We start from the raw sequence: 20,864 nt of genomic DNA on the forward strand, positions 1-20,864 counted from the left end.
CATCCGCTGTGGTTGCCCTGAGCGTTTTGTCCATCACCCTGTCCACCGGGTCGGCGTCGGCCGGCGCGGCCGCCGCCGGTTCCCCCGACTCCCGGTTCACCTTCGCGGTGATCGGTGACGTTCCCTACGGGGACGCCGAGATCGCCCAGTTTCCCAAAGTCATCCAGCAGATCAACGCCGATCCCGACGTGCAGTTCGTGGATCACCTCGGTGACATCAAGAACGGCTCGTCCGTATGCAGTGACGCCTACTTCCAGAAGATCAAGTCGGACTTCGACCAGTTCAAGGACCCGCTGGTCTACACCGTTGGCGACAATGAGTGGACCGACTGCCACCGGCCGAACAACGGCCCGTACAACCCGCTCGACCGGCTCGCCACGATCCGCAGAGTGTTCTTCCCGCGGCCCGGCTGGACACTCGGGCAGAACAGTGTCAGCGTCGCCTCGCAGGCAGACCAGGGATATCCCGAGGACGTCCGCTACACCCGGGCCGACGTGGCCTTCGCCGCGCTGCACATCGTCGGCAGCAACAACAGCATGGCGCCGTGGACCGGCAACACCCAGCCCACCCCGGAGCAGGCCGCCGAGGTCCTCGGCCGGACCGCCGCCGTGGTCCAGTCGATCCGCGACACCTTCGACGGGGCCCGGCGCCACCACGACAAGGCCGTCGCCCTGCTCACCCAGGCCGACATGTTCGACCCGACGGTCACCGCCCCCTCGTACGCCGACTACTACGCCTTCCAGCCGATCGTCGACGCGATCGCCCAGGAATCCGCCCGATTCCGCGGCCCGGTGTACCTGTTCAACGGCGACAGCCACGTCTACAACGCCGATCAGCCGCTGGCCGCCGGCTCCAGGTGGCTGTCGTTCTACAAGCAGACGGCCGCTGTGCCCAACCTGCACCGCGTCACCATCGACGGGTCCGACAACGCCACCAACTACCTCAAGGTGACGGTCGACCCTGGCAACCAGCAGGTCCTCAACTGGACCCGCGTGCCCTTCACCTCCTGACCACGTCAGGGCGACGTCCGACGGTCGGTGGGAAGCGTGCGGATCCGACCGACCGTCGGCCTTTTTGCACGGAGTGCGGTGCCCGCCGTGCAGGACGGCGGCACGCAGGCCGGCTGGTCTGGGCGTTGCCGGGCTGCGGGGCGACCGCGCATCGGTGAAGCGGCGTTCTCCCGCCCCACTGTTGCCCGGTGCAGGCGCTTGTCCTCCGGCAGAACCCCCGCGACGGCCGCGAAGCCGGTCACGCCCGAGGTGTCGTCCCGGATCTCGGCTGCGCGCAGAGTGGGGGCCGTCCAAACCGACCCGGGCCGCGACGACGGCCGCGGGACGCACTGTCGCCGGTGAGCATCAGCACGCGGACGAACAGACGACGTGCGGCTGCCGGCCGGTCTGCGGAGTAGCTCAGAGTCGCAGCCGCCGGGTGTGGATCTGTTCCCAGGTCGGAGCGTTCCACCATGATGGCCGAGGTTCCCCGAGCCGGCCATCTCAACCAGCCGAGCCAAGCGCGAAGGCCGTTCACACCGGCCGTCCGCCTGCCGCCCATAGAAGCCCGTGCCCCGTCTCCCCAACTCTGCTGCCCGATCTCCTCCTCGGAGCGTGCTGATTGCCGCCCGCCAGGGCGTTCACGCCGACCTTCAGTGAGGTCCCGACGTACTGGTCCTCCTCCCACAGCACGCCGGCCGCCAGCCCGAGCTTCGCGGCGATGGGGCCGGGGTCGTGAATGAGCGCCCGGACGCCCCATTCCCACCGCTCGCGTGGCCGAGGGCGCGGTACCCGTCCCCGGCCCTTCGATCTCGGCGTCCACCGCGATGGCTTTGGGCACGATGCCTGTGACGCGCGGGGAGAACATCGCCCCGTCCTCGTCGGCGACATCGACCGCGATGCCGGCCGGCTCCGCCATCCCGGGCAGGATCTCGTCGAGCAATCTGGCCGTGAGCAGTTGGGCGTATTAAACCTCCGGCCAGGGTGATAATGTCCGAGGTGTCCGTTTCAGGTCCCTTGACGGCTTGACGATGTTTCAGGCGACCGGCGGTCATCGGTCACAGGTTCGAGAATGCGCGTACGCGTTCGGAGGCGGTGACCTCGGCGCCGCGATGACAGGCGCCGCTCTCGCCGGCGGCCTTTGACGAACGCAGCGACCAGCCCCTGCCGCAACCCCTCACGCCACGGGGGCACAGAGCCCACAAGCCAAGCGCCGGTGGCAGCTCTCGACGCGGGTTATCCGCGGCCGGCGACGTGACCACAAGGAAAGGAGTGGTCATGCCTACGAAGCCCAGCTTGGCCCTGGCGATCGTGGCCGCGGTCTTGGGCGCGTCGATCGCCGGTTCAACGACGAGCAGAACGCAGGAACCCACCCCCCCAGGGCATGGCGCGCCGGTCCAAGCCCCGGCGCTGCCCGGGGCGCAGCCGATCTCCGGGAACGACCGGGTGTACACCGCCGACCAGGTCTCCAACACGGTCAGTGTCATCAATCCGGCGACGAACAAGGTGCTGGGCACGATCACTTTCGGCGAGCCGCGGCTGAGCCCCAGCAAGGACGTGCTGGGGGCGATGTACGACGGGGAGATCAACGTGCACGGCCTGGGCTTTTCCCCGGACGGGAAGTGGCTCGACGTGATCGACGTGACCACCAACGCCGTCCATGTCATTGACACCGCAACCAACAAAGTAGTGGGCACCGTGTACCTCGGCCGGGCGCCGCACGAGGGATTCTTCTCGCCCGACGGCACGCGGCTGTGGGTGGCGGTGCGAGGCCAGGACTACGTATCGGTGATCGACTGGCGGGCCGGCAAAGAGGTCGACCGGATCCACACCGAGGACGGGCCGTCGAAGGTGTTCTTCAGCCCCGACGGCAAACTCGCCTACGTCAACCACCTGCGCGCCCAGGTGCTGGACGTGATCGATGTGGCCTCCCGCCAGGTCATCAGGCGCGTGCCGATCCCCGCCGACGCGGGTGGGTCCTCCGACGAGGCCGTCTCACCCGACGGCCGGGAGATCTGGCTCGGCATGCCCACCAACGGCCGGACCACCGCTGTGCTCAATGCACGCACCTACCGTGTGGAGGCGGTGCTGCGCACGGGGCCGCGCACCAACCACCCCAACTTCGTCACGGTCGACGGCGTCGACTACGCCTACCAGACCGTGGGCGGAACGAACGAGACCTTGGTGTACCGCCGGTCGCACAACGGGACGCCCCCGGTCCTGGTCAAAACCATCCACAACCACGGCCACGGTTCCCACGGCATCTGGCCGAGCCCCGACAACACCAGGATCTACGTCGCCCTGCAGAACTCCGACGCGGTCGACGTCATCGACACCCGAACGATGTCGGTGATCAAGACCCTTCGCATCGGCCAGTCGCCGATGGCGCTGGTGTACGTGGCGCGCAACACCCCGGCCACCAGCACGGACAACCTGGGCCGGCAAGGTCTGGGCATGCCCACGAAGATCCTCCCCCTGCGCGTCCTCGACAGCTCCGGCCACGGCTCGGCCCTGATCCGGTCACTCCCAGGCATCGACGAAGTCACCATAGGAGCCCAGGGGCTGCCACCCAACCAGCACTTCACCGCCTACGCCAGCGACGGCACCCGCACCACAGCGCTGATGACCACGATGAGCAACCAGTTCGGCGACATCGACGAAGACCTGTCCTACTCATACTTCTTCGCCAACCACTACACCTCCGTCATCCTCAAGCCTGGAACTCCGCCCGGCGAGCAGCCGCCGGTCCCGGCAGGCACCATGTGACGGACGAAGGGCACAGGGCGGCGCAGTCGGTCTGGTCAGGGCGCAGCAAAGGTATCCGCACAGGTCAAAGCCCATGGAGCCCGCGCAGGCGCCGTCGCTTCCCAGGCCGAGAGCACGAGTTTTCCCGTCACCCGGGCGCCGGTGTTCCTCAGGGTTCAAGGCGGTAGCCGTGTCCCCGCAGGGTGGTGATCCGGGGCAGCCAGCAGGTGCGGACAGAGGCGTCGGCGGCCTCGGCCAGGCGCCGGCGCAGACCGGCCATCGTGACGTCGAGCGTCTTGGTGGGACCGAACCAGTTCTCGTCCCAGACCTCCGCCATCAGGGTCTCGCGGGACACGGCTTCACCGGGGTGCCGGGCGAGCAGGGCGAGCAGGTCGAACTCCTTGGGTCGGAGGGGTACTTCCTCGTCGTGGAGAGTGCAGCGGCGTGCCGTGGTGTCGATGACGAGGTCGCCGAGCGGAATCGGTGCCTGTGCGGGTGAGGTGACGGCCTGGCGGCGCAGGTGGGCGCGCAGGCGGGCGAGCAGGACGGTGAGACTGAAGGGCTTGACCAGGTAGTCGTCGGCTCCCGCGTCCAGGCCGGCGATGACGTCGATGTCGTCGGTGCGCGCGGTGAGGATCACGATCAGCAGGTCGGGAAAGCGGGCACGCAGAGTGCGGGCGACGTCGAGCCCGTCGATGTCGGGCAGGCCGAGGTCCAGGAGCAGGGCGTCGTACGCGGTGCGGGCGGCCTCTGTCAGGGCCGTCGCGCCGGTGCGGCTCCAGGTGGGGGCGTAGCCGTTGCTGCGCAGGCCGGTCTCCAGGTGGTGGCCGATGGTGTCGTCGTCCTCTACGACGAGGACGCGGAGCCGGCTTCGGTCCGGTGTGGCGGGCGTGCCCATGGCCGACAGCGTAGGAGCCGGCGAGGGGTTCGGCACGGTCTGCGCGTACGAGCCGGTCACAGGTCGCGGAGCTCCTCCACCGCCGGTCGCCGGGCACCGCGGATGCCGTTGAGTGCCGCGGCAAGTATGGCGATGAGGGCGGCGGTAGCGGTCAGCGCCAGGTAGGGGCCGGGGACCGACAGGCTCGCGGGCGGTGGGTCGAAGACGCCGGTCAGTACCTTCACCAGCATCGCGGACAGGGCCCAGCCGATGAGGGCGCCTCCCGCCAGGCCGGCCGCGGCCAGGAGGAGGGCCTCGGTGAGGACCATGCCGCGCAGTTGGCGTCGGTTGGCGCCGAGGACTGTGGCGATGGCGAAGGTGCGACGGCGTTCGGCGAGCCCGAGGGCGAGGACGAGTCCGCCGGCTCCGGCGGCCAGCAGGACCGCGAAGGCGAGCTCGATACGGGTGAGTCCGGCCAGGTCCACGGAGGTCAGGCTGGTGCCGACGGTGCCGCGCGTCTGGGTGAGGTCGGTGACGGTGGCGCTGGTGGCGAGCTGCTCGCGCAGGTGTGCGGCGATCCGCTTCTGATCGGTGCCGCCGGTGTCGAGGAGGAAGGCGCCGACCGCGTCGCTGCCGGTCGCCCTGGCGATGTAGGAGGCGTTGGCGACGAAGAAGCTGTCCTTGGGGGCGGTGGGGAACTCCTTGGCGATGCCGGCGTAGTGGAAGGGGACGGTGTGCAGCGTCTTGGTCCGGGCGTCCTGGATGCGCAGGTTGACGGTGTCACCGGGGGAGAGCTGGAAGTCGCTGACGGTCTCCGCGCTGACGAGCAGGTTGTCCGGGCGCTGGGCGAGACGTCGCATGAGTTGCTGCGCGGTGCCGCCGGCGAAGTAGGCGTCCTGGAGCGAGGTGGCCCCGGCGATGGTGTCGGGGCGGACGCCGTAGAGGTCCTGCAGGTCGGAGCCGACGTAGGCGAACCGGTGCTGGACGGGCTCGACGTGCCGCACGCCGGAGATCTTCAGGGCGCTGCCCGCGCCGGGCGGAACGTGCGCTCCGGGGGGTTCGCTGACGGTGACGTCGGCGCCGTTGGTCAGCCGGGCGTCGACCATGGCCTGCTGCTTGTAGGTGGCGTTGAAGACGGCGGTTGAGAGGGCGAAGGACACGGCGAGGGCGAGCAGCACCACCGACCGGGCGAGTGGGCGGCGGCGCCGGGAGAGGGTGGCGGCGGTGGTGCCGGCCAGGGTCGCGGTCAGTGGGCGGGCCAGCCGGGTCAGGGCGGGGCGGCCGTGGATGAGGGCGAGGAGGGTCAGGCGCCACAGCAGCAGGGCGGCGCCGATCCACAGCAGGGCGGGGCCGAGGAAGGCCCAGTACGAGACGGAGATGCTGGGGACGCCCTCCGGGGCGAGGACGAGGGCGTACTGGTTGCCGGAGGAGGCGCGGAAGACCAGCCACGAGCCGACCAGGAGGGCGAAGTCGAGGCCGTAGCGCATCCACCAGGGGCCGCGGGTGCCTCGGGCGCCGGCCTCCTTGCGGGTGTCGGCGACGGTCGCCGTGCGCAGATCGCGTAGGGCAGGTACGAGGACGGCTCCGGCGGCCACGACGGCGCCGAGGGCGAAGGCGATGCCGTACCAGGCGGCCCAGGTGCCCGCGCTCGCCCCGAAGGATGCGGCGCTGAAGGCGAGGCGGCCGGTCAGCGCGGCGATGGCCAGCCCGGCGAGCCCGCCGACGAGACCGATCAGGGCCGCTTCGACGCCCGCAAGGGTGGTGATCTGGCGGGGGCGCAGGCCGCGCAGCCGCAGCAGACCCTGCTCCTGGCGGCGCCGCTCACCGCCGGCCGAGGCGACCGCGGCGGTCAGCGCGGCGGCCAGGACGGCGCCGGGGACGCCCAGGAAGAGGAACAGGATCTGGGCGTACAGGGCGTCCTGACGGGCGGAGTCGAGGGCGGCGCCGACGTTGTCGCCGACGAGTGCGGTGCCCGCCGAGCGGGCCTCCAGGTTGTGGGCGGCGCGGGTGACCGCGGTGAAGGCGGCCGCCGGGTCCGAGGGCAGCCGGGTGGCGTCGCGGGCGACGTGGATCTGGGTCGTGATTGCGTTGGCACCCCGGGTGAGGGCGGCGAACCGGGCGGCGGGCAGGAGGACGACGTTGTCCGGGGGCGCGGCCGGCTGTGACTGGCTGGGGGCGCCGACGGTCTGGAAGAGGGAGTCGGCCTGGGGCAGGTCGACCACGCCGTCCACCTTCACCTTGCGCAGTCCGATGCCGGGAAGCTGGACCCCGATGGTGTCGCCGGGGCCGGCGTGCAGGTTTGAGGCGGTCTGCTGGGCCAGCAGGACACCGGTGGAGGAGCCGGAGAGGGTGCGGATCTCGTCGGGGAACAGGGTGCGGTAGCCGTCGGGGAGGCCGAGCGCCATACCGGGGCCCGTGGTCTGGGTGCTGCCCTGGACGCGGGCGGTGAAGGCGGCGGTGCGGCTGTAGCCGACGGGTTGGGCGGCCCGCGTGCCGGGTGTCCCGCGGATGAGGGACAGGACGGGGTTCGGGTCGGCGCCGGGCTGGACCTGGACCTGCCAGTCGACGGCGACCGAGCGCAGGGCGCGCTGGGTCATGGTCGCCTTCGATGCGGTGAGGAACGATCCCAGCGCGGCGACGAGGCCGACGGCGAGCGCGATGCCGGCCAGGGCGGCCAGGAGTCGTCCTGTGCGGTGACGGGCGAGGCCGCCCGCCCACGAGGCGATCATGACACCTCCTCGGGTGCGAGCAGCCGGCCGCCGCGCATGGTCCGCCGCACGCTGAGACGGGCGGCGACGGCCGGGTCGTGGGTGGTGACGACGAGGGCGGCGCCGGTGTGGTCGGCTGCCGTGAGCAGGGCGTCCAGGACGCGGGCGCCGGTGGCGTGATCGAGGCGGCCGGTGGGTTCGTCGGCGAGGATCAGGCGGGGCGCCTGGGCCAGGACCCGTGCGGCGGCCACGCGTTGGGACTGGCCACCGGAGATCTCCTCGGGCAGCCGGTCGGCCAGGTCGGCGGTGCCCACCAGGGACAGCGCCACGAGTGCGGTGCGCCGGGCCTCGTCCTCCGGCCGGTCGGCGAGGATCAGAGGCAGGGCGGCGTTCTCGACCACGTTCAGGGCGGGGATGAGGCTGTCGCCCTGGAGGACCAGGCCGATGTCGTACGGCGCGAGGGAGGCGTCCCGCATCACCGTGCCGCTGGTGGGCTGTTCGAGTCCCGCGAGCAGATGCAGCAGCGAGCTCTTGCCCGATCCCGAGGGGCCGATGACCGCGAGCCGGTCGCCGGCCCGGATCTCCAGGTCGGCTCCGTGCACGGCCACGACCGCCTGCGGGCCCCGGCCGAAGGTCAGGGCCACGTCCGTGCAGGCGACGAGCACTTCATCCCGCGACATCGTGGGTCTCCTCCCTCAGCGGGCCGACCCGTGCCGCCGTGGCGTCGGTGGCCCTCCCGTCGTTCAGTGCGATCACCCGGTCGGCGATCCGCACCGCTTCCGCGCTGTGCGTGACGATCAGCACCGCGCAGCCCTTCGCGGCCTGCTCCCGCAGCATCGCGAGAACCAACTGCTCCGTCTCGCCGTCCAGTTCGCCGGTCGGCTCGTCGGCCAGCAGGACGGCCGGCGAGTTGGCCAGCGCGACGGCCAGTCCCGCGCGTGCCAGCTCTCCGCCGGACATCTGCCGGGGCAGGGCGTGCGCACGTTCGCCGATGCCCACCTGACGCAGGAGTTCCAGTGGCGGCACGGCGGCCCCACGGCCCGTGGCCCGCTGTGTCAGGCGGAGGTTGTCGAGCACGCTCAGGTGCGGCAGCAGGTTGCGGGACTGCAGCAGGACGCCGATGTGCCGGGCACGCAGCCGGGACCGCTCGGTCTCGGGCCGGTGGCTGATCCGCACACCGCCTACGCGGACCTCACCGCCGGAGGGCTCGTCGAGCCCGGCCAGGCAGGCCAGCAGGGTCGACTTGCCCGCCCCCGAGGGCCCCACGACCGCGACGGTCTCGCCTTGCCGCACCGCCAGCGAGACTCCGCGCAGCGCGAGCGTCTCCTCCTCCCCGGCCCGATGGAAGCGGTACAACTCGCGGGCCGTGAGGACATCGCCGACCGCGTGGGCGGCGTTCGGGGGGTCCTGGGTCATCGTGATCACCGCCAGGTGAAGGAGTCGCTGATGATGCGCCACGGGTCGACGTTGTCGGCGTTGACCGGGCCGGACAGGGTCAGGTCCACCTCGTGGCCGGACCGGTGGAAGGCGTATCGCTCGAACGTGTCCCGCACCACCTTGCCGGTGACCTGGTCCTTCGCCGAGTCGCCCTGGAAGGTGAGCAGGACGGCGCGGCCGGCGTGCCGTGTCACCTCGGACACCTTGGGCGCCGCGAACTTCGGCACCTGGGCGCGGAGCTGCGGGACGACCGTGCCGGTGACCGAGGCGGTGGTGGGCGCGGAGGAGGCGGAGACGGCCGTGATCTCCACGGTGTTCAGCTTGTCCGTGAACACGGTGCTGCTTCCCCGGTCGGTGCGGGCCCAGCCCTCGGGCACCTTCACGGTGAACCCGGTGAAGGGGCCGCCGGTCGGCCGGTAGGTGACGTAGGCCTGGTTGTCGGGGATGTCGCCGGGCGGATTGGACTCGGTCGGTGCCGGTTTGCTCCGCGCGAGGCCACCGGCGGCCGAGGAGCTCGACGGCGGGGAGGCCGCGGGTGTCGAGCCGGAGCCGGAACAGCCGGCGGTCACGGCGGCTGCGAGCGCCAGCCCGACGACCGCGGACGTCCGTACGTGTGCTGCCATGGCCACTGTCCTCCAGGAGTCCTCGGACCGGACGGTCATGGCAGCGACGCTAGGGTTCGGCCGGTTAACGCTCCGCTCGCCCACGGTTAGACGACGGCAAAAGCGTGCGCCGCGTCCCGTCCGGGCCGACGGGAGGCACGCATGATGAAGGCATGAGACAGCGCGTGGTGCGAGTCGCCCTCACCGCCGCCCTGGTCGCCGTCGTCCTCCTCGCGGTCCCCCTGGCGCTGGCCATCAGGTCGTCCCTGTACGCCGACCAGCGCGACACCCTCGAGCGGGCGGCCCTGGCCGGCGCGGTACGGGTGAGCCCGGACTACGCGGCCGGCGACCCCGTGGAACTGCCCCCGCCGACGGCCGGCGGCCGGCTCGGCCTGTACGACCCGCAGTCGCGGCTCCGGGCAGGCAGCGGCCCAAGGCCGGGCGATGACCCGGTCCGCCGTTCACTGGGTGGGGACGTGGTGCGGGGCCGGCCGGGCGACGACCTGGTGGTCGCCGTGCCTGTCTCCCACGCCGAGCGGGTGATCGGTGTCGTGCGGGCCTCCTCTCCCGCCGACGCCGTGCGGGACCGGGTGGTGGTCGCGTGGGCCGTACTGCTGGGCGTCGCGGGGTTCGCGCTGGTCGTGGGCGTCCTCGTCGCCCGCCGTCAGGCACGGGCGCTGGCCGCGCCGCTGGAGGACCTCTCCCGCCACTGCGAGGCGGTCGCCGAGGGTGATCTGAACTCGCGGGCCGCCTCCAGCAGCATCGCCGAGGTGGACCAGGTCGCCCGCACCCACAACGAGATGCTGCACAGCCTGTCCGAGCTCCTGCGGCATGAAAGGGACTTCGCCGCCAACGCCTCGCACCAGCTGCGCACCCCGCTCACCGGCCTGCAGCTCGCCCTGGAGGCCGGACTCGGCCAGGGCGACGACGCCCGGCTGCGGCCGGTCCTGGCCGAGGCGCTGGCCACGACCCATCGCCTGCACCGCACGGTGGAGGACGTGCTGCGCCTGTCGCGCTCCGAGGACCGGCCCGGTCTCGACGCCGCGGATGGTGCGGTGGCACGACTCCTGGGGGAGGTCGACGAACGCTGGCACGGCCTCTTCGCCCGCGACGGCAGACGCCTGGAGTGCACCGTGAGGGAAGTACCGGCTGACGTCCGTGTCCCGGCCGGACCGGTGTCGGAGGTGCTCGGGGTCCTGCTGGACAACGCCCGGGTGCACGGCCGCGGCACCGTCCGGGTCGCGGTTCGGGACCTCGGCGACGCCGTCGCCTTCGACGTGAGCGACGAGGGCACCGTGACGGGCGAGCCAGCACGCCTGTTCGACCGTGGTCACACCGGCGGCGGGCCGGGCACGGGAATCGGCCTCGCTCTGGCCCGGGACCTCGCGGTCTCCCTGGGGGGCAGGCTGTCCCTGACCAGGAGCACCCCCGCCACGTTCACCCTGCTCGTACCGGTCCACCGCTGGGACTGAAGCGAAGGCGGTGGCGTCGGGCGCCAGCCGGGACGTGCGGAGCGTGGTGTGCGTCCCGTCCGTGTCGGCCGCCTCCCACCACGGCAGCGTGACCGCGCCGTCGTCCGTCGCCTGGAGCTGGGCGCCCGGCGCGGAGCCGCCGTCTGCCAGGTGGTGCCGCTGGCGGCCCTGACGGCGAGTACGGTCTCGGTGCCCTGCTTGAAGAGTCCCACCAGGGTGCCGTTGCGGGCGGACTGCAGGTCGAGCACCTCGGTGACGCCGGGCCGCTCCTTCGGCGCGGTCCACTGCAAGCCGGGCCGCGGTGACCGTGGACTGCGCCGGGGCCGCCTCGGCGCTGGGCGCGGCGACGGCCAGTGGCGGCCGGGGGCGGGCGTCGGGGATCGGCGGACGCGTCGCCCCGCCGCTGCGAGGTCGGTCACATGTCCGTTCTCCGTGTGCACGTGTCTCCAACCGTTCCAGTGGGCTCTCGTGTGGCCGCCGGAGTCCCTGTGACCTGAGGGTTTAGGGGTGAGAGCCGACCGGTGGAGTGACCCGCGGCGAACGTGGGGCGCCTGGGGCGTCGGAGAATCCACGCAGGAGCGTCACACAGGCTGCACACAGTCTTTCGAATGCACCGTTAGCGTTTGGCCCGGGCACGTCGTCTCGCCGAGGACCTGCCCGCCCACTTCGTGGCCTGGGACGTCCTGCTCCACCCCGAGCACGGCGACGTGCGAGCAAGGCTGTACGACGACCGCCGTGCTTTGCTCGTTGACCTGCTGCAGGAGTACGGCGTACAGCCGCCGCTCCAGCTGGTGCCGATGACCGACGACCCCACAGTGGCCATGACCTGGTACCAACAACTCCCGGAGCAGGGCATCGAGGGCATCGTCGCCAAGCGGGCCACCTCCGTGTACAAGGCCGGCCGGATCTGGAAGAAGATCCGAAACGCCGAAACCGTGGAGGCCGACGTCGTCGGCTACACCGGCCCGGCCGCGCGGCCACGGGCACTCGCGGTCCGCCTCCCGGACGGACGAATCGCGCTCACCCAGTCCCTGAAGGCGCCGCTCGCCGCCCAGGTCGCTGTGCACTTCGCTGCCAGCGGACCGCCCCGCAGTTCACGCACCCGAGCGGGGGAGACCTACACCACTACCGCTCCCGGACTGGTGGTCGAGGTCCTCGCCGGGACGACCCGGCACGCCGTGGTGACGGTCACCAGGCTGCGCAGCGCGTGAGGCGACCCGAACCTCAAGAGGGCTCCTCCAGCGCGAACATCTCCGTCTTGGTCACCCCCGTGTCCTGCTGAGTAGCCGACGTGCCGGGGCCGGCGGTCGTATGACCGCTGGCCCCGGCACAAGGGGATCTGCGGGGTGCTCTTCACGAACTGTGGGAGAGGGACGAACACTTAGGTACGGAGCCGCCATCGGGCGGGTCCGCCAAAGCCGACGGCACGGCTGCCCAGCCGATCGACACCAAGACCGCCGCAGCCGCCATAGTCGCTGTGCCCATGGCGCCCATGGGCGGACCTGCGGTGCTGCGCTCCTTCGTGTGGAGGTGCACGGCGGCCCCGACGCCCCTGACACTGGTGGACACGGGCACGGTGGGCATGCGGAATGGCCGTGCTGCCTGAGCACGGGGAAAGTTCTACAGCCTTTTGTTGAGTCACTCCTCGTCTGAAATATGAACCGGCAATTGCGTGTGACCAATTCATTCCCGGCACGGCAATTTAAGTCTCTCCGGCAATCTATGGTGCAGCGTCGAGTGCCAGTAGGCCCGCAAGTCAGGCAGATGGTCCCGGACCGGGGAGAGGCGTTCCGGCAGGGCCAGGAACGCCGCGTCCGCGCTGCCTTCGAACCACTTCGACTCCTCCCGTTGCGCCACACACAGAACGGCAGCCGGGACCGGCAGCCGGATGTTCCCCTCCGCACCGGTGTCGCCGCCCAGCGGCGGGGGACTGCTCCAGGCAAGCGCAGGATGTGCCGTCTCGGTGAACGTGATGGAGCAGGGCGGCAGCATGACGACGAAGAGGAGCTCCGGCTCGGGGGCGCGCATCTGGCGAGCCCTCTTGAGCTTCCGCAACCAGCTTCGCGTGACCCTGTCCTCGTCCCGCGAAGTCTCGGCCACCGCCACGGTGGTTGTGCACTTGAGCTGCAGGAACCAATGATGCGGCACCGCGTTTCCTGCCCGAGGCGCCCGCGCTTCCAGAACTGCCGCACTGGATCCGTCGGCCGTCATAAGGTCCAGCTCGAACCGCTCGTGCCAGGTCTCCTGGTGCTGCTGCCAACCGGTGTCATCGCGGGGGACGAACCAGACTTCGTGCATCTCGCCGACCAGCGCCCCGTCGGGCTCCCGCCCGTCAGCAGTGGCCCGCTCGAGCTGATCGTTCCCGGATTCCAGGTCCTCCGGCAGCTCACGGGCCTCGCCCTCCGGCGGCTCGTCGGCCCCGGCCGGTTCTTCTCCGTCCGCGCCCTCGACCACCGAAGCAACCTGAGTCCACCGCTCCTCCAGCTCCTCATCGGAGTACGAGGGGAACGGATTGCCACCCTCACGGAAGGCGCGGAACTCCCTGAGGACAGCGAGACCGCATTCAGTCTCCTCGGGCCGGGAACCGTCGCCGAAGTAAAGCTCCGCCATGGCCATGCTCTCGGCTGCGTCCGGGTGCTCGTTCGTCATCGCTGCTCCTCTCTGTCCAGCTGGACGATCTGGGTGACCCGGCTCATCCATCTATGCCGGCGTACCCGTTCGTTGACCTCCGTGAGGCCGAGTTCGAGTGCGCACTCCTGCGGCGTGAGCCCGTCGAGAACGAGGGAGGCGTGCTTCCGGTCCCGCGGACTCAACTGCTGGATCACGAGGTGGACCCGTTTGAGGTCTTCCTGCTCAGCGAACGACTGTTCCGGTTGTACGAGTCCGCTGTCCGGCAGGTCCTGGGTGACGGCGGTATCGCAGGCGACTTCGTGCTGCAGGCGCCGCGCCTCCGACTTCAGGTGGTCTTTCGCACGCCACTGCACACGGGCCCCCATGAAGGCACCCAGCCGGTCCAGCGCATCCTCGCCCTCCCCCCACTCCTGTGCGGCGGCCTCGCGAAACGCCGTCATGACGACGTCTTCGCTGTCCCCTCGGGGAAGGGAGAAGCGGCGCTGCACGAAGCCCACCCACGGGCCGAAGTTCTCCCGGAAGTAGCTCTTGAGGAGCTGACTCGAACTCTGCGGCGCCTGGTCCTGCGGCTTCGCGCTCGACCCCTCATAGCTCACGTCTCCGGCTCCCGTAGTCGTTCTCGGCCCGTTCAGAAACCAGGCCTTCGCGGCTGGGCGCGATTCGCCCGGTACCTCGACGACGCCCACCGGCGTTCCGTTACATCCGGCGCCGAAATTCTTCATCGGGGAGAAGGCGGTGACGGGAAGGCGGCTCCGGAAGCAGTTCACGGGCCGACGAGCCGAGTCCCCCTCACCTGCACCAACAGCGCCGTCTGTAACGAACGCCGCACGGGCAACGTCGGCACCGTGCCAGTCCGCGTGGCTCAGACAGACGTAAGGAAGAACATGAAGCTGGTGGTGCTGTTCGCGCTCGTGTTGGTCTGGGGCGTGTCATGGATGGGCATCCGCCGGGCCCGTGCGGAGGACTTGATGCCGCTTGTCCGCACATCAGTGGTCACCCTGTCGGTACTGACACTGGGAGCCGTTGCCGTACTCGCATCCGACCCCGCGGACGTTCCCTCAGTGGTGCGAACCGTATTCGGCGCGCTGCGCTGAGGTCTCGGGCCCGGCCGGACAGGACCGGGCCCGGGGGATTGTCAGGCAGCCCGCTCGACGTCCTCTTGGTCGAGGGCGGGTACGTCCTCCTTGGGCGCGGGGACGGCGCCTTCGGCGTTCTTGAGGGCCTGCCGGGTGGCGACCAGGTCCGCGCCCGCGACTCCATGCTGCTTGCAGCGGCTCCAGTGGTCGTGTCCCTGCACGGCCGCGGCCGCCTTGCGGAGGTCCTCCCATAGCTGGTCGTACGTCTCGGCGTCGGCTGCCTCCCAGCCGCTCGTCTCCGGGCGCCCGCGACGGTGCCACCGCTCCGCCTCGTCCGGCCATCCGTCGTCCGCCTCACGGGACCAGGGAAGTCGGGCCTGGTGGGCGTGGAGCGCGGCGTACAGCTCGGCGAGCTTGAGCTGAGCGGCGAGCAGGTCCTTCGGGAAGTCCTTCGGATCGAACGGCTTGTCCTCGGCGGAGGGGGAGGGGGTGCTCATGCCCTGGATGCTAGTTCGACCCGCTGACAGTGTTGTGCACCCATGCCCTCCGTGACGGCCTCGGCCGTCGGCGTCGGCGCACACCCATTGCGGAGTCTCGCTTCAATCCCGCGTGCCCCTCCTCGAGCGCCCACCTCGTGTCAGTGGCGTCCATTACGGTATGAGGTGGCGGTCGGTAGACCGTGGGCCCGGCTCGAAGGCCCGGAACCCGTTCGGCCCGTGACCGGACGTTCCTCCGAAGGTGCACCGCGCCGAGCCTCTCTTCGCAGTTTCTTCGGCCGACGCTTCCTGCGCGGCGAGTCACGGGATCGCCGCGGCGCTGGAGGAGTTGGACCATGCCGAAGCACCACGCCCGCAAGAAGGAACTCGCCAACCTCAAAGAGACGTTCGGCGTCCGACACCACGACGCGGTCGCCATTCTGGACGATCCCCGCCGGGACGAGCTCTGCAAGGTCCTCACCGAGTACGCCGACGTCACGACGTACGCGGCGGCCGTCGAAGCCCTCGAACTGCCGCTCTACATGTACGAGTTGGGCATCGACGAACCGGACGAGCCCCGGGAGTACAGCTGTGAGGAGTGCGGGTTCTTCGGCACCGGATTCCATTGCTGCGAGTGCGGCGCCACCCACGAGTACCACTGTGTGTGCTGAGCCGACCTCGACCACGGCCGCGGCCGTCGCCCTGGTCCGGCGCGGGCTGGCGGTGTTCCCGCTCCCGCCCGGCCGTCGACGGCCGGCGCGAGGCGGATGGCATGCCCGCTGTCTGACCGAGCCCTCCCGCGTCCGTGCCGTGTGGCGCGAGGGCGACAACATCGGCGTCGGCTGCCGTGCCTCCCGCGTGGTCGGACTGGACCTGGACGTCGACGGCGACGGCCAGGCGGCGCTGGCGGCACTCGCCGCCCGGATCGGCCAGGACTGGCCCGACACCTTGACGGTGCGGACCCCGAGCGGGGGCTTGCACCTGTACTTCCGCGCCCCAGGCGACTGCACCATTGCCAGCGTCTCCGGGGGTCGGACGGCGCTCGGGCAGGGCATCGACGTCCGCGGTCCCGGCCGGCGCAGCGGCGGGTATCTCATCGGCCCCGGATCCGCCGTGAACGGCACGCCCTACGTCATCAGCCGGGACGTGGCGATCCTCGAGCTTCCGGGCTGGATCGCGGACCGGCTCACCGTCCTCCCGGTGTGAAAAGGCCTGCTCAACACCATCGAGCCCCCGTTGTCAGTGGCACCCACTACGGTAGATCCCGTAGTAAACGGCATGCCGCGAACCGCCGTTTCCGCTGCTGCCCCCGCGCCCACGCCGCACCGGGGCAGCGCCGCCGGACAAGGACCGAGGTCGGGTCCCGCGCAGCACCACCCGAAGAACCCGTCTGTCCGGCTGCGCCCCTTTCACGCGACGTCCGGCGGGAATGCGTGGGGTCCCGCTGTGGAGACGACCGTGACCAAATCTGGCAGCGACCACCTCAAGCGCCAAGCCCGGCAGATCGCCCGCACCACAGGCCGGCGCTTCCCCGACGTCCTCGCCGAGCTGCGTCGTGCACCCCGCCCGTCGACGCCGCGTCGCTCGACGGAACTCGTCCTGCTCTGCAACGGCCTCGCGCACCCCATCGACGGCGGCCGCTGTGCCCGCCCCGCGGGCCACCACCTGCTCGACGGCACCTGGTCCTGGTGTTCCCCCGAGCCCGGCCTTGCCGCGCACGTCTGGCAGGGCTACCACCAGGCCGCCGACGAGGCTCGCCAGACGCAGCACGAAGCCTGGCTGGCCTCCCTGACCCCGGCCGAGCGCGCCGACTGGGAAGCCGAGCAGGAGGCGGCGTACTGGGCGGACATGGCGGACGAGGCCCGCGAGCCGTGCGACCCCTACGACGACAAGCACGACGAACTGGTCCTGGACGCCCTGGACGACGAGCGCCGGGCCGACGAGACGGACTTCGACGAGTACGACGACGGTGCGTGGGCCGACGAGGAGATGTGGGACGGGGCCTACCGGTGAACCGCGACCGGATCACCGCCAACGCCCCCGGCGCAGCCCCGAACCATCCGCCTGCCCTCAGCCCCAGCACCTCGGACGGAGACCCCGCCATGACCACCACCGCGCCGCTCACGTCGTACGGCCCCCTGCAGTTCCCTGACCGCGCCGGCCTGACACTGTGGCAGTTCGCGCGCGCCCAGCGCCTCGGACTCATCCCCGGCCCCGACGTCGCCGGCGGCCGCTGGTCCGCCGCCGTCTTCGACGACGCCCTCGCCCGCATCGACGCCATCCGGCAGGCCGTCGGGGCGATGCCCGACGTCGGTGCCGTCCGCGCCGAGGAACATCTCGCCGAACGCTTCAGCATGACCGTGCACTCCGGCACCGCCGCCGAACTCGCCCGCCGCGGCCACCTCCCCGTGGTCGGCGACCACAAGGGCCACCCCCTGTACTGCGGGCTCGCCTTGGAGAACCTCACGGACCGACGGAAAGTCGAACGCGCCTCTGCCTCCGGGCAGCTCCACATGCGCGACGCCGCCGCCAAAATCCTCGGCATCCGGGAGTCGGACCTCGACCACCTTGTCCGCGCCGGACTCCTCACCCACGCAGCCACCGCCCGCTCCTCGTGGAACAAGCACGACGTCGTCCTGCTCTACCGCCAGGCCGACCTGGACCGCGTCACTCGTAGCCGCCGGATCGACTGGACAGCCATCCGCGCGATCCCCAAGGGCCGCCGGTCCCCGCTCGCGGCGCTCCCCACCGAGAAGAGGCAGACAGCCGGACGGTGACGACGAACGAACCGGGCACTGTGACGGCCGAGCAGGACGACCAGCCGCCACGTCGGCCCGCATATCGACGACCGACACCGTGACACCCCTCCACCGGAGTCCCGCGATGACTGAGACCACCATCCGACCCGAACCGCGCACCACGGCCTTCTCGTTGATCAGGACGGCCGCGCTCGACCACGCCGTCCGCCGCGACCACCGCGAAGACGAAGCGCCACCGTCCAACCGGGAGATGTACAACGACCTGACGTCCGTGCTGCAGAACTGGCACGCGGCCGACACCCTGCGAGAGGACTCACTGCTGCTCGCCGAATGGCTCGCGGTCGAACTGTGCGGCTACCTTTACGGCCAGCTCAACCAGGACAGAGACCGGCTCGACCAGTGGCTGCGCGAATTCGGCGACCAGGTGTGCCAAAGCCAGATGCACGCGCACCCGGCTGGCCCCACGGCCATCGAGATCATGTCGGTTGTCGCGGATGAGCTGGCCACTCGAGCGGACGGGCCCGCCGGGCAGCGCCTGATCCGGATCGGCGTGCCGTACCTGCACTACGTCCGGCAGGACCACGCCGTCGAGGACGCCCGGGAGATCGCCTTGACGTTCGCCCTGTGGGCGGGCCCGCAACTGGCGGAACTGATGCGCCATGACGTCGTGCGGATCAATGCCTACCTGGACTCTCGCATCCACTGACCCCCACCGGGCGGGGCGAGACGCTGTGTGCTGCTTGGGCCATTGCTTCCCCGGCCCGACCGCGCAGCGGTAGGGTGCGGGCAGCGGCCGACGCATCGGCCCAAGCCCGCACCCTGGCCCATGACCAGGGCGCACCACGGCAAAGGTGCCCGCGGCCCCTCATACGAGGGTCCGGTCTGTGCAGCATCAGTGCGAGGTGTACGTCAACATCTGACGGCTATACGGCCGTTGAGCCTTCCGCATGCTGCTCTTCGTCGCGCGCATCGGATCATGGGGCCGGGCGCGGGAAATGAGAGAGCCATGCCCAAGAGCCACGGTCGCAAGAGCCGGGCGCGGAACACGAGCCGGTCCCGGGGCGCCGCGTACGCCGCCGCCAACGCCGGCACCCTCCACCAGCACGACAGCGGGCCGTCGAACCAGGACCTCCAGCCTGGCAACCCCGGCGGCTGGGGAGTCGACACCGCGCCGGACATGCGGACCGCGTCCGCGCTGATCGGCGCGTGCCTCGAGCGGTGCGCACCGTGCCAGCAGTCCTTGGCGGCGAAGCTCCTCACCGAGGACCCGATCGTGCTCGCGGTGACGGCCGGATCCGTCTACAGCCTGCTCGCCGCCGACGAGCCGGATGCGGGTTCCCTCGCCTCCGGTGCCGGCCAGGTGTTCTTCCGGGCCCTCAAGTCGTCGCCTCCGGGCGACGGCCGCAGCATGGTCCGCTGCGTCGAACTGCTGAGCCGCGAGGAACGTTCGGCGCTTCTGGAGGACGCGCTGGACCTGTGGACGTTCTTCGGGCACAAGCACCCCGGACTCATGCGCGGCCAGACCACCGGCCGGGAGAGCGCGTCGCCCTTCACCTTCACCACCTCGGACAATAATCCCGGGGACGCCGACCCCGGCACAGTGCTCGACCTCTCGGGGCTCGCTCACCCCGCCCGGTACGGCGTCCGGGCCGACATGACGCTGACCGGGTTCGGCCGCGTCGCCTCGGTCGCGCTGGTCCCGGACCCCGAGAGTCCCGAGGCCGGCTACGACGATCTGCACGAGCGCTTGGCCTGGGAGCCGTACATTCCCGAAGGGCTGCCCGAAGAAGATCCGGCGTGGGTACTGAAGGTCCACGAGACGAACGGTTCCCTGCTCGGCATCGTCCGGCTGCTGGACGCCACCCTCCTGCCCGACAAACCGCACTGGGAATGGCGCCCCGACGCGTACGACGTCATTCTCTGGAGCGCCCCGGAGCCGGAGCCGAAGCCGGTGTCCGCCACGTGGCTGGAGGCGGCCCGCCAACGGGGCTCCGCCCTGCTGTACGGACCGCTCGACCTGACCCCCGCAACGCCCCTCGACCCTTCCCGCCTGCTCGCCGTCCACGCGCGCTGCGTGTTCACCGACCAGCTGTGACCAGGACTGGAGCAGACGCAATGGCGCAGAGGTTCGCGAATGCCAGCCTGGTGCTGGGGCCTGTCGGCGGCCGGTCGGCGGCGCTGTGCCGGTTCGCCGGCCGACCCGGCGCCGACCAGAACACGGCCACCCTCGCTGTGGTCGACGCGGCCCTGGACTTCGCCGAGCGGCTTGAAGGCGTGGACGACGTCCTAGAGCTGACGGAGCTGTGGAAGCTGGCCCACGTGTGGGGCCACCCGTCGGTGCCCAATGTCGAGCTGCCCCGGTTGAGCAAGACCAGCACAGCCGTGGCAGCTCACCTGCAGAACCTGCTGGAGCAATTGGCGCCGGAGCAACTGCGGGAGGTGGGGATCGCGCTGTCGGTGGACCACGACATGGTCGCTCTGGCGCTGGAGCTGGTGGAGGAGGCGGCGTCCGGGAGCCGTGAGTTCCGGGCCGCGTCGATGGCAGAGTTCGAGGCCGAGAACCGGCTGAATGAGGACCGAATCGGCAACGCCGTGGACGTGCTGCTGCTGGACACCCCCGGCGACTGGCCGCCGCTGCAGCGTGCCGCACTGACGCTGGCCCTGGTGTGGGACGTTGCTGACCTGATCGCGTATGCAGCAAAGTTGTCGGCGGTGGACACATTGCCTGCCGCTCTGTTGTGGCAGGTCCCCGGAGCCGACCATGCCTGCGCGAGCGCAAGGGTCCCCGTGCCGGGGACCGACCTGCTGGTGTGGGCCCAAATCGAGCCTGCGCCTTTCGACGGGCGCCCGTTGTGGAGTCAGGCCACGACCGTCGGGTTGTGGCGATGGTCGCTCGACTGGGAACGCGAGGACGGCTCGAAGGTGTACTACAAGGGCGGCCGTTCGCCGAGCCAGGCCGCTGCACGCTGGGAAGCGCAGTGGGCGACGCAGAGACTGCTGGACGACCCGCATCGCGCCAAGAGCCCCATGACGGGCGATCCGCTGATCATTCCACGCTGAACACGGAGGTCTGTGAACCGGCGCCCCGTCGG

The 20,864-nt window shown here is 70.8% G+C and carries 20 protein-coding genes and 1 pseudogene; 12 read left to right on the top strand and 9 right to left on the bottom strand.

Features of this window, described 5'->3' with window-relative positions:
* Nucleotides 1–26: 26 nt before the first annotated feature.
* Entirely contained in the window at nt 27–1,010 is a 984-nt protein-coding gene (locus ACZ3TS_RS35895; protein ID WP_467626050.1) for a metallophosphoesterase, read from the top strand.
* A gap of 556 nt (nt 1,011–1,566) precedes the next feature.
* Here ACZ3TS_RS35895 and ACZ3TS_RS35900 read toward each other — a convergent pair.
* Nucleotides 1,567–1,760, bottom strand: a pseudogene (locus tag ACZ3TS_RS35900) (hypothetical protein); the annotation flags it as partial.
* A gap of 507 nt (nt 1,761–2,267) precedes the next feature.
* Here ACZ3TS_RS35900 and ACZ3TS_RS35905 point away from each other — a divergent pair.
* Nucleotides 2,268–3,755 (top strand): YncE family protein, encoded by a 1,488-nt coding sequence (locus ACZ3TS_RS35905; RefSeq protein ID WP_467626051.1) that lies wholly within the window; start codon nt 2,268–2,270, stop codon nt 3,753–3,755.
* Between the two features lie 148 nt (nt 3,756–3,903).
* Here the strand turns inward: ACZ3TS_RS35905 and ACZ3TS_RS35910 are convergent, their stop codons facing one another.
* Genes ACZ3TS_RS35910 through ACZ3TS_RS35930 form a run of 5 tightly spaced genes read right to left on the bottom strand, consistent with a single transcriptional unit; the run spans nt 3,904 to nt 9,418 of the window.
* Entirely contained in the window at nt 3,904–4,632 is a 729-nt protein-coding gene (locus ACZ3TS_RS35910) for a response regulator transcription factor (RefSeq protein ID WP_467626053.1), read from the bottom strand.
* Nucleotides 4,633–4,688: 56 nt separating this feature from the next.
* Nucleotides 4,689–7,340 carry an FtsX-like permease family protein gene (locus tag ACZ3TS_RS35915; RefSeq protein ID WP_467626054.1) on the bottom strand — a complete coding sequence of 884 codons (2,652 nt, stop codon included), beginning with the start codon at nt 7,338–7,340 and terminating at the stop codon, nt 4,689–4,691.
* Complete coding sequence (locus ACZ3TS_RS35920; protein WP_467626056.1) at nt 7,337–7,999, bottom strand: ABC transporter ATP-binding protein; 663 nt, start codon at nt 7,997–7,999, stop codon at nt 7,337–7,339. The genes ACZ3TS_RS35915 and ACZ3TS_RS35920 overlap by 4 nt, the downstream gene beginning before the upstream one ends.
* Complete coding sequence (locus ACZ3TS_RS35925; protein ID WP_467626058.1) at nt 7,986–8,735, bottom strand: ABC transporter ATP-binding protein; 750 nt, start codon at nt 8,733–8,735, stop codon at nt 7,986–7,988. The genes ACZ3TS_RS35920 and ACZ3TS_RS35925 overlap by 14 nt, the downstream gene beginning before the upstream one ends.
* 5 nt (nt 8,736–8,740) lie before the next feature.
* Nucleotides 8,741–9,418, bottom strand: a complete 678-nt coding sequence (locus ACZ3TS_RS35930) for a hypothetical protein (RefSeq protein WP_467626059.1) — start codon at nt 9,416–9,418, stop codon at nt 8,741–8,743.
* 113 nt (nt 9,419–9,531) lie between these two features.
* Here ACZ3TS_RS35930 and ACZ3TS_RS35935 point away from each other — a divergent pair, with 113 nt between their 5' ends.
* Entirely contained in the window at nt 9,532–10,830 is a 1,299-nt protein-coding gene (locus tag ACZ3TS_RS35935; RefSeq protein WP_467626061.1) for a sensor histidine kinase, read from the top strand.
* A 623-nt stretch (nt 10,831–11,453) separates the two neighbouring features.
* The gene (locus ACZ3TS_RS35940; RefSeq protein ID WP_467626062.1) at nt 11,454–12,041 is read left to right on the top strand and encodes an ATP-dependent DNA ligase; all 588 of its coding nucleotides are present in this window, start codon (nt 11,454–11,456) and stop codon (nt 12,039–12,041) included.
* 472 nt (nt 12,042–12,513) lie between these two features.
* Here ACZ3TS_RS35940 and ACZ3TS_RS35945 read toward each other — a convergent pair whose 3' ends face one another.
* Together ACZ3TS_RS35945 and ACZ3TS_RS35950 are read right to left on the bottom strand one after the other, a co-directional pair.
* Nucleotides 12,514–13,479, bottom strand: a complete 966-nt coding sequence (locus ACZ3TS_RS35945) for a hypothetical protein (protein ID WP_467626063.1) — start codon at nt 13,477–13,479, stop codon at nt 12,514–12,516.
* The gene (locus tag ACZ3TS_RS35950) at nt 13,476–14,183 is read right to left on the bottom strand and encodes an RNA polymerase sigma factor (RefSeq protein WP_467626065.1); all 708 of its coding nucleotides are present in this window, start codon (nt 14,181–14,183) and stop codon (nt 13,476–13,478) included. Before ACZ3TS_RS35950 ends, ACZ3TS_RS35945 begins: the two co-directional genes overlap by 4 nt.
* Nucleotides 14,184–14,345: 162 nt before the next feature.
* Between ACZ3TS_RS35950 and ACZ3TS_RS35955 the strand changes: the two genes are divergently transcribed.
* Nucleotides 14,346–14,555, top strand: coding sequence for a hypothetical protein (locus ACZ3TS_RS35955; protein ID WP_319274948.1), 210 nt, complete (start codon nt 14,346–14,348; stop codon nt 14,553–14,555).
* A 41-nt stretch (nt 14,556–14,596) separates the two neighbouring features.
* Here the strand turns inward: ACZ3TS_RS35955 and ACZ3TS_RS35960 are convergent, their stop codons facing one another.
* Nucleotides 14,597–15,034 carry a hypothetical protein gene (locus ACZ3TS_RS35960; protein ID WP_467626067.1) on the bottom strand — a complete coding sequence of 146 codons (438 nt, stop codon included), beginning with the start codon at nt 15,032–15,034 and terminating at the stop codon, nt 14,597–14,599.
* 335 nt (nt 15,035–15,369) lie between these two features.
* On the opposite strand from ACZ3TS_RS35960, the gene ACZ3TS_RS35965 reads away from it, so the two are divergent.
* The 7 genes from ACZ3TS_RS35965 (at nt 15,370) to ACZ3TS_RS35995 (ending at nt 20,832) form a co-directional block, all read left to right on the top strand.
* Nucleotides 15,370–15,684 (top strand): hypothetical protein, encoded by a 315-nt coding sequence (locus ACZ3TS_RS35965; RefSeq protein WP_467626068.1) that lies wholly within the window; start codon nt 15,370–15,372, stop codon nt 15,682–15,684.
* Complete coding sequence (locus tag ACZ3TS_RS35970; protein ID WP_467626070.1) at nt 15,674–16,219, top strand: bifunctional DNA primase/polymerase; 546 nt, start codon at nt 15,674–15,676, stop codon at nt 16,217–16,219. Before ACZ3TS_RS35965 ends, ACZ3TS_RS35970 begins: the two co-directional genes overlap by 11 nt.
* Before the next feature lie 252 nt (nt 16,220–16,471).
* A complete protein-coding gene (locus ACZ3TS_RS35975) occupies nt 16,472–17,026 on the top strand; it encodes a hypothetical protein (protein WP_467626071.1) in 555 nt (184 codons plus the stop codon).
* 89 nt (nt 17,027–17,115) lie between these two features.
* On the top strand, nt 17,116–17,790 hold the full coding sequence (locus ACZ3TS_RS35980; protein ID WP_467626073.1) for a hypothetical protein: 675 nt from the start codon (nt 17,116–17,118) through the stop codon (nt 17,788–17,790).
* A gap of 106 nt (nt 17,791–17,896) precedes the next feature.
* Nucleotides 17,897–18,478 (top strand): hypothetical protein, encoded by a 582-nt coding sequence (locus ACZ3TS_RS35985; RefSeq protein WP_467626074.1) that lies wholly within the window; start codon nt 17,897–17,899, stop codon nt 18,476–18,478.
* A 300-nt stretch (nt 18,479–18,778) separates the two neighbouring features.
* Complete coding sequence (locus ACZ3TS_RS35990; protein ID WP_467626075.1) at nt 18,779–19,867, top strand: hypothetical protein; 1,089 nt, start codon at nt 18,779–18,781, stop codon at nt 19,865–19,867.
* A gap of 20 nt (nt 19,868–19,887) precedes the next feature.
* Nucleotides 19,888–20,832, top strand: coding sequence for a hypothetical protein (locus ACZ3TS_RS35995; protein ID WP_467626076.1), 945 nt, complete (start codon nt 19,888–19,890; stop codon nt 20,830–20,832).
* Nucleotides 20,833–20,864 lie beyond the last annotated feature (32 nt).

It is taken from the genome of Streptomyces sp. NPDC022910, from assembly GCF_055561075.1.

What these genes read in the sequence shown, in the direction of transcription:
- ACZ3TS_RS35905 (WP_467626051.1), top strand. Translation starts at nt 2,268, where the DNA reads ATGCCTACGAAGCCCAGCTTGGCCCTGGCGATCGTGGCCGCGGTCTTG.
- ACZ3TS_RS35910 (WP_467626053.1), bottom strand. Translation starts at nt 4,632, where the DNA reads ATGGGCACGCCCGCCACACCGGACCGAAGCCGGCTCCGCGTCCTCGTC.
- ACZ3TS_RS35915 (WP_467626054.1), bottom strand. Translation starts at nt 7,340, where the DNA reads ATGATCGCCTCGTGGGCGGGCGGCCTCGCCCGTCACCGCACAGGACGA.
- ACZ3TS_RS35920 (WP_467626056.1), bottom strand. Translation starts at nt 7,999, where the DNA reads ATGTCGCGGGATGAAGTGCTCGTCGCCTGCACGGACGTGGCCCTGACC.
- ACZ3TS_RS35925 (WP_467626058.1), bottom strand. Translation starts at nt 8,735, where the DNA reads ATGACCCAGGACCCCCCGAACGCCGCCCACGCGGTCGGCGATGTCCTC.
- ACZ3TS_RS35930 (WP_467626059.1), bottom strand. Translation starts at nt 9,418, where the DNA reads ATGACCGTCCGGTCCGAGGACTCCTGGAGGACAGTGGCCATGGCAGCA.
- ACZ3TS_RS35935 (WP_467626061.1), top strand. Translation starts at nt 9,532, where the DNA reads ATGAGACAGCGCGTGGTGCGAGTCGCCCTCACCGCCGCCCTGGTCGCC.
- ACZ3TS_RS35945 (WP_467626063.1), bottom strand. Translation starts at nt 13,479, where the DNA reads ATGACGAACGAGCACCCGGACGCAGCCGAGAGCATGGCCATGGCGGAG.
- ACZ3TS_RS35950 (WP_467626065.1), bottom strand. Translation starts at nt 14,183, where the DNA reads ATGAAGAATTTCGGCGCCGGATGTAACGGAACGCCGGTGGGCGTCGTC.
- ACZ3TS_RS35955 (WP_319274948.1), top strand. Translation starts at nt 14,346, where the DNA reads ATGAAGCTGGTGGTGCTGTTCGCGCTCGTGTTGGTCTGGGGCGTGTCA.
- ACZ3TS_RS35960 (WP_467626067.1), bottom strand. Translation starts at nt 15,034, where the DNA reads ATGAGCACCCCCTCCCCCTCCGCCGAGGACAAGCCGTTCGATCCGAAG.
- ACZ3TS_RS35965 (WP_467626068.1), top strand. Translation starts at nt 15,370, where the DNA reads ATGCCGAAGCACCACGCCCGCAAGAAGGAACTCGCCAACCTCAAAGAG.
- ACZ3TS_RS35980 (WP_467626073.1), top strand. Translation starts at nt 17,116, where the DNA reads ATGACCACCACCGCGCCGCTCACGTCGTACGGCCCCCTGCAGTTCCCT.
- ACZ3TS_RS35985 (WP_467626074.1), top strand. Translation starts at nt 17,897, where the DNA reads ATGACTGAGACCACCATCCGACCCGAACCGCGCACCACGGCCTTCTCG.
- ACZ3TS_RS35990 (WP_467626075.1), top strand. Translation starts at nt 18,779, where the DNA reads ATGCCCAAGAGCCACGGTCGCAAGAGCCGGGCGCGGAACACGAGCCGG.
- ACZ3TS_RS35995 (WP_467626076.1), top strand. Translation starts at nt 19,888, where the DNA reads ATGGCGCAGAGGTTCGCGAATGCCAGCCTGGTGCTGGGGCCTGTCGGC.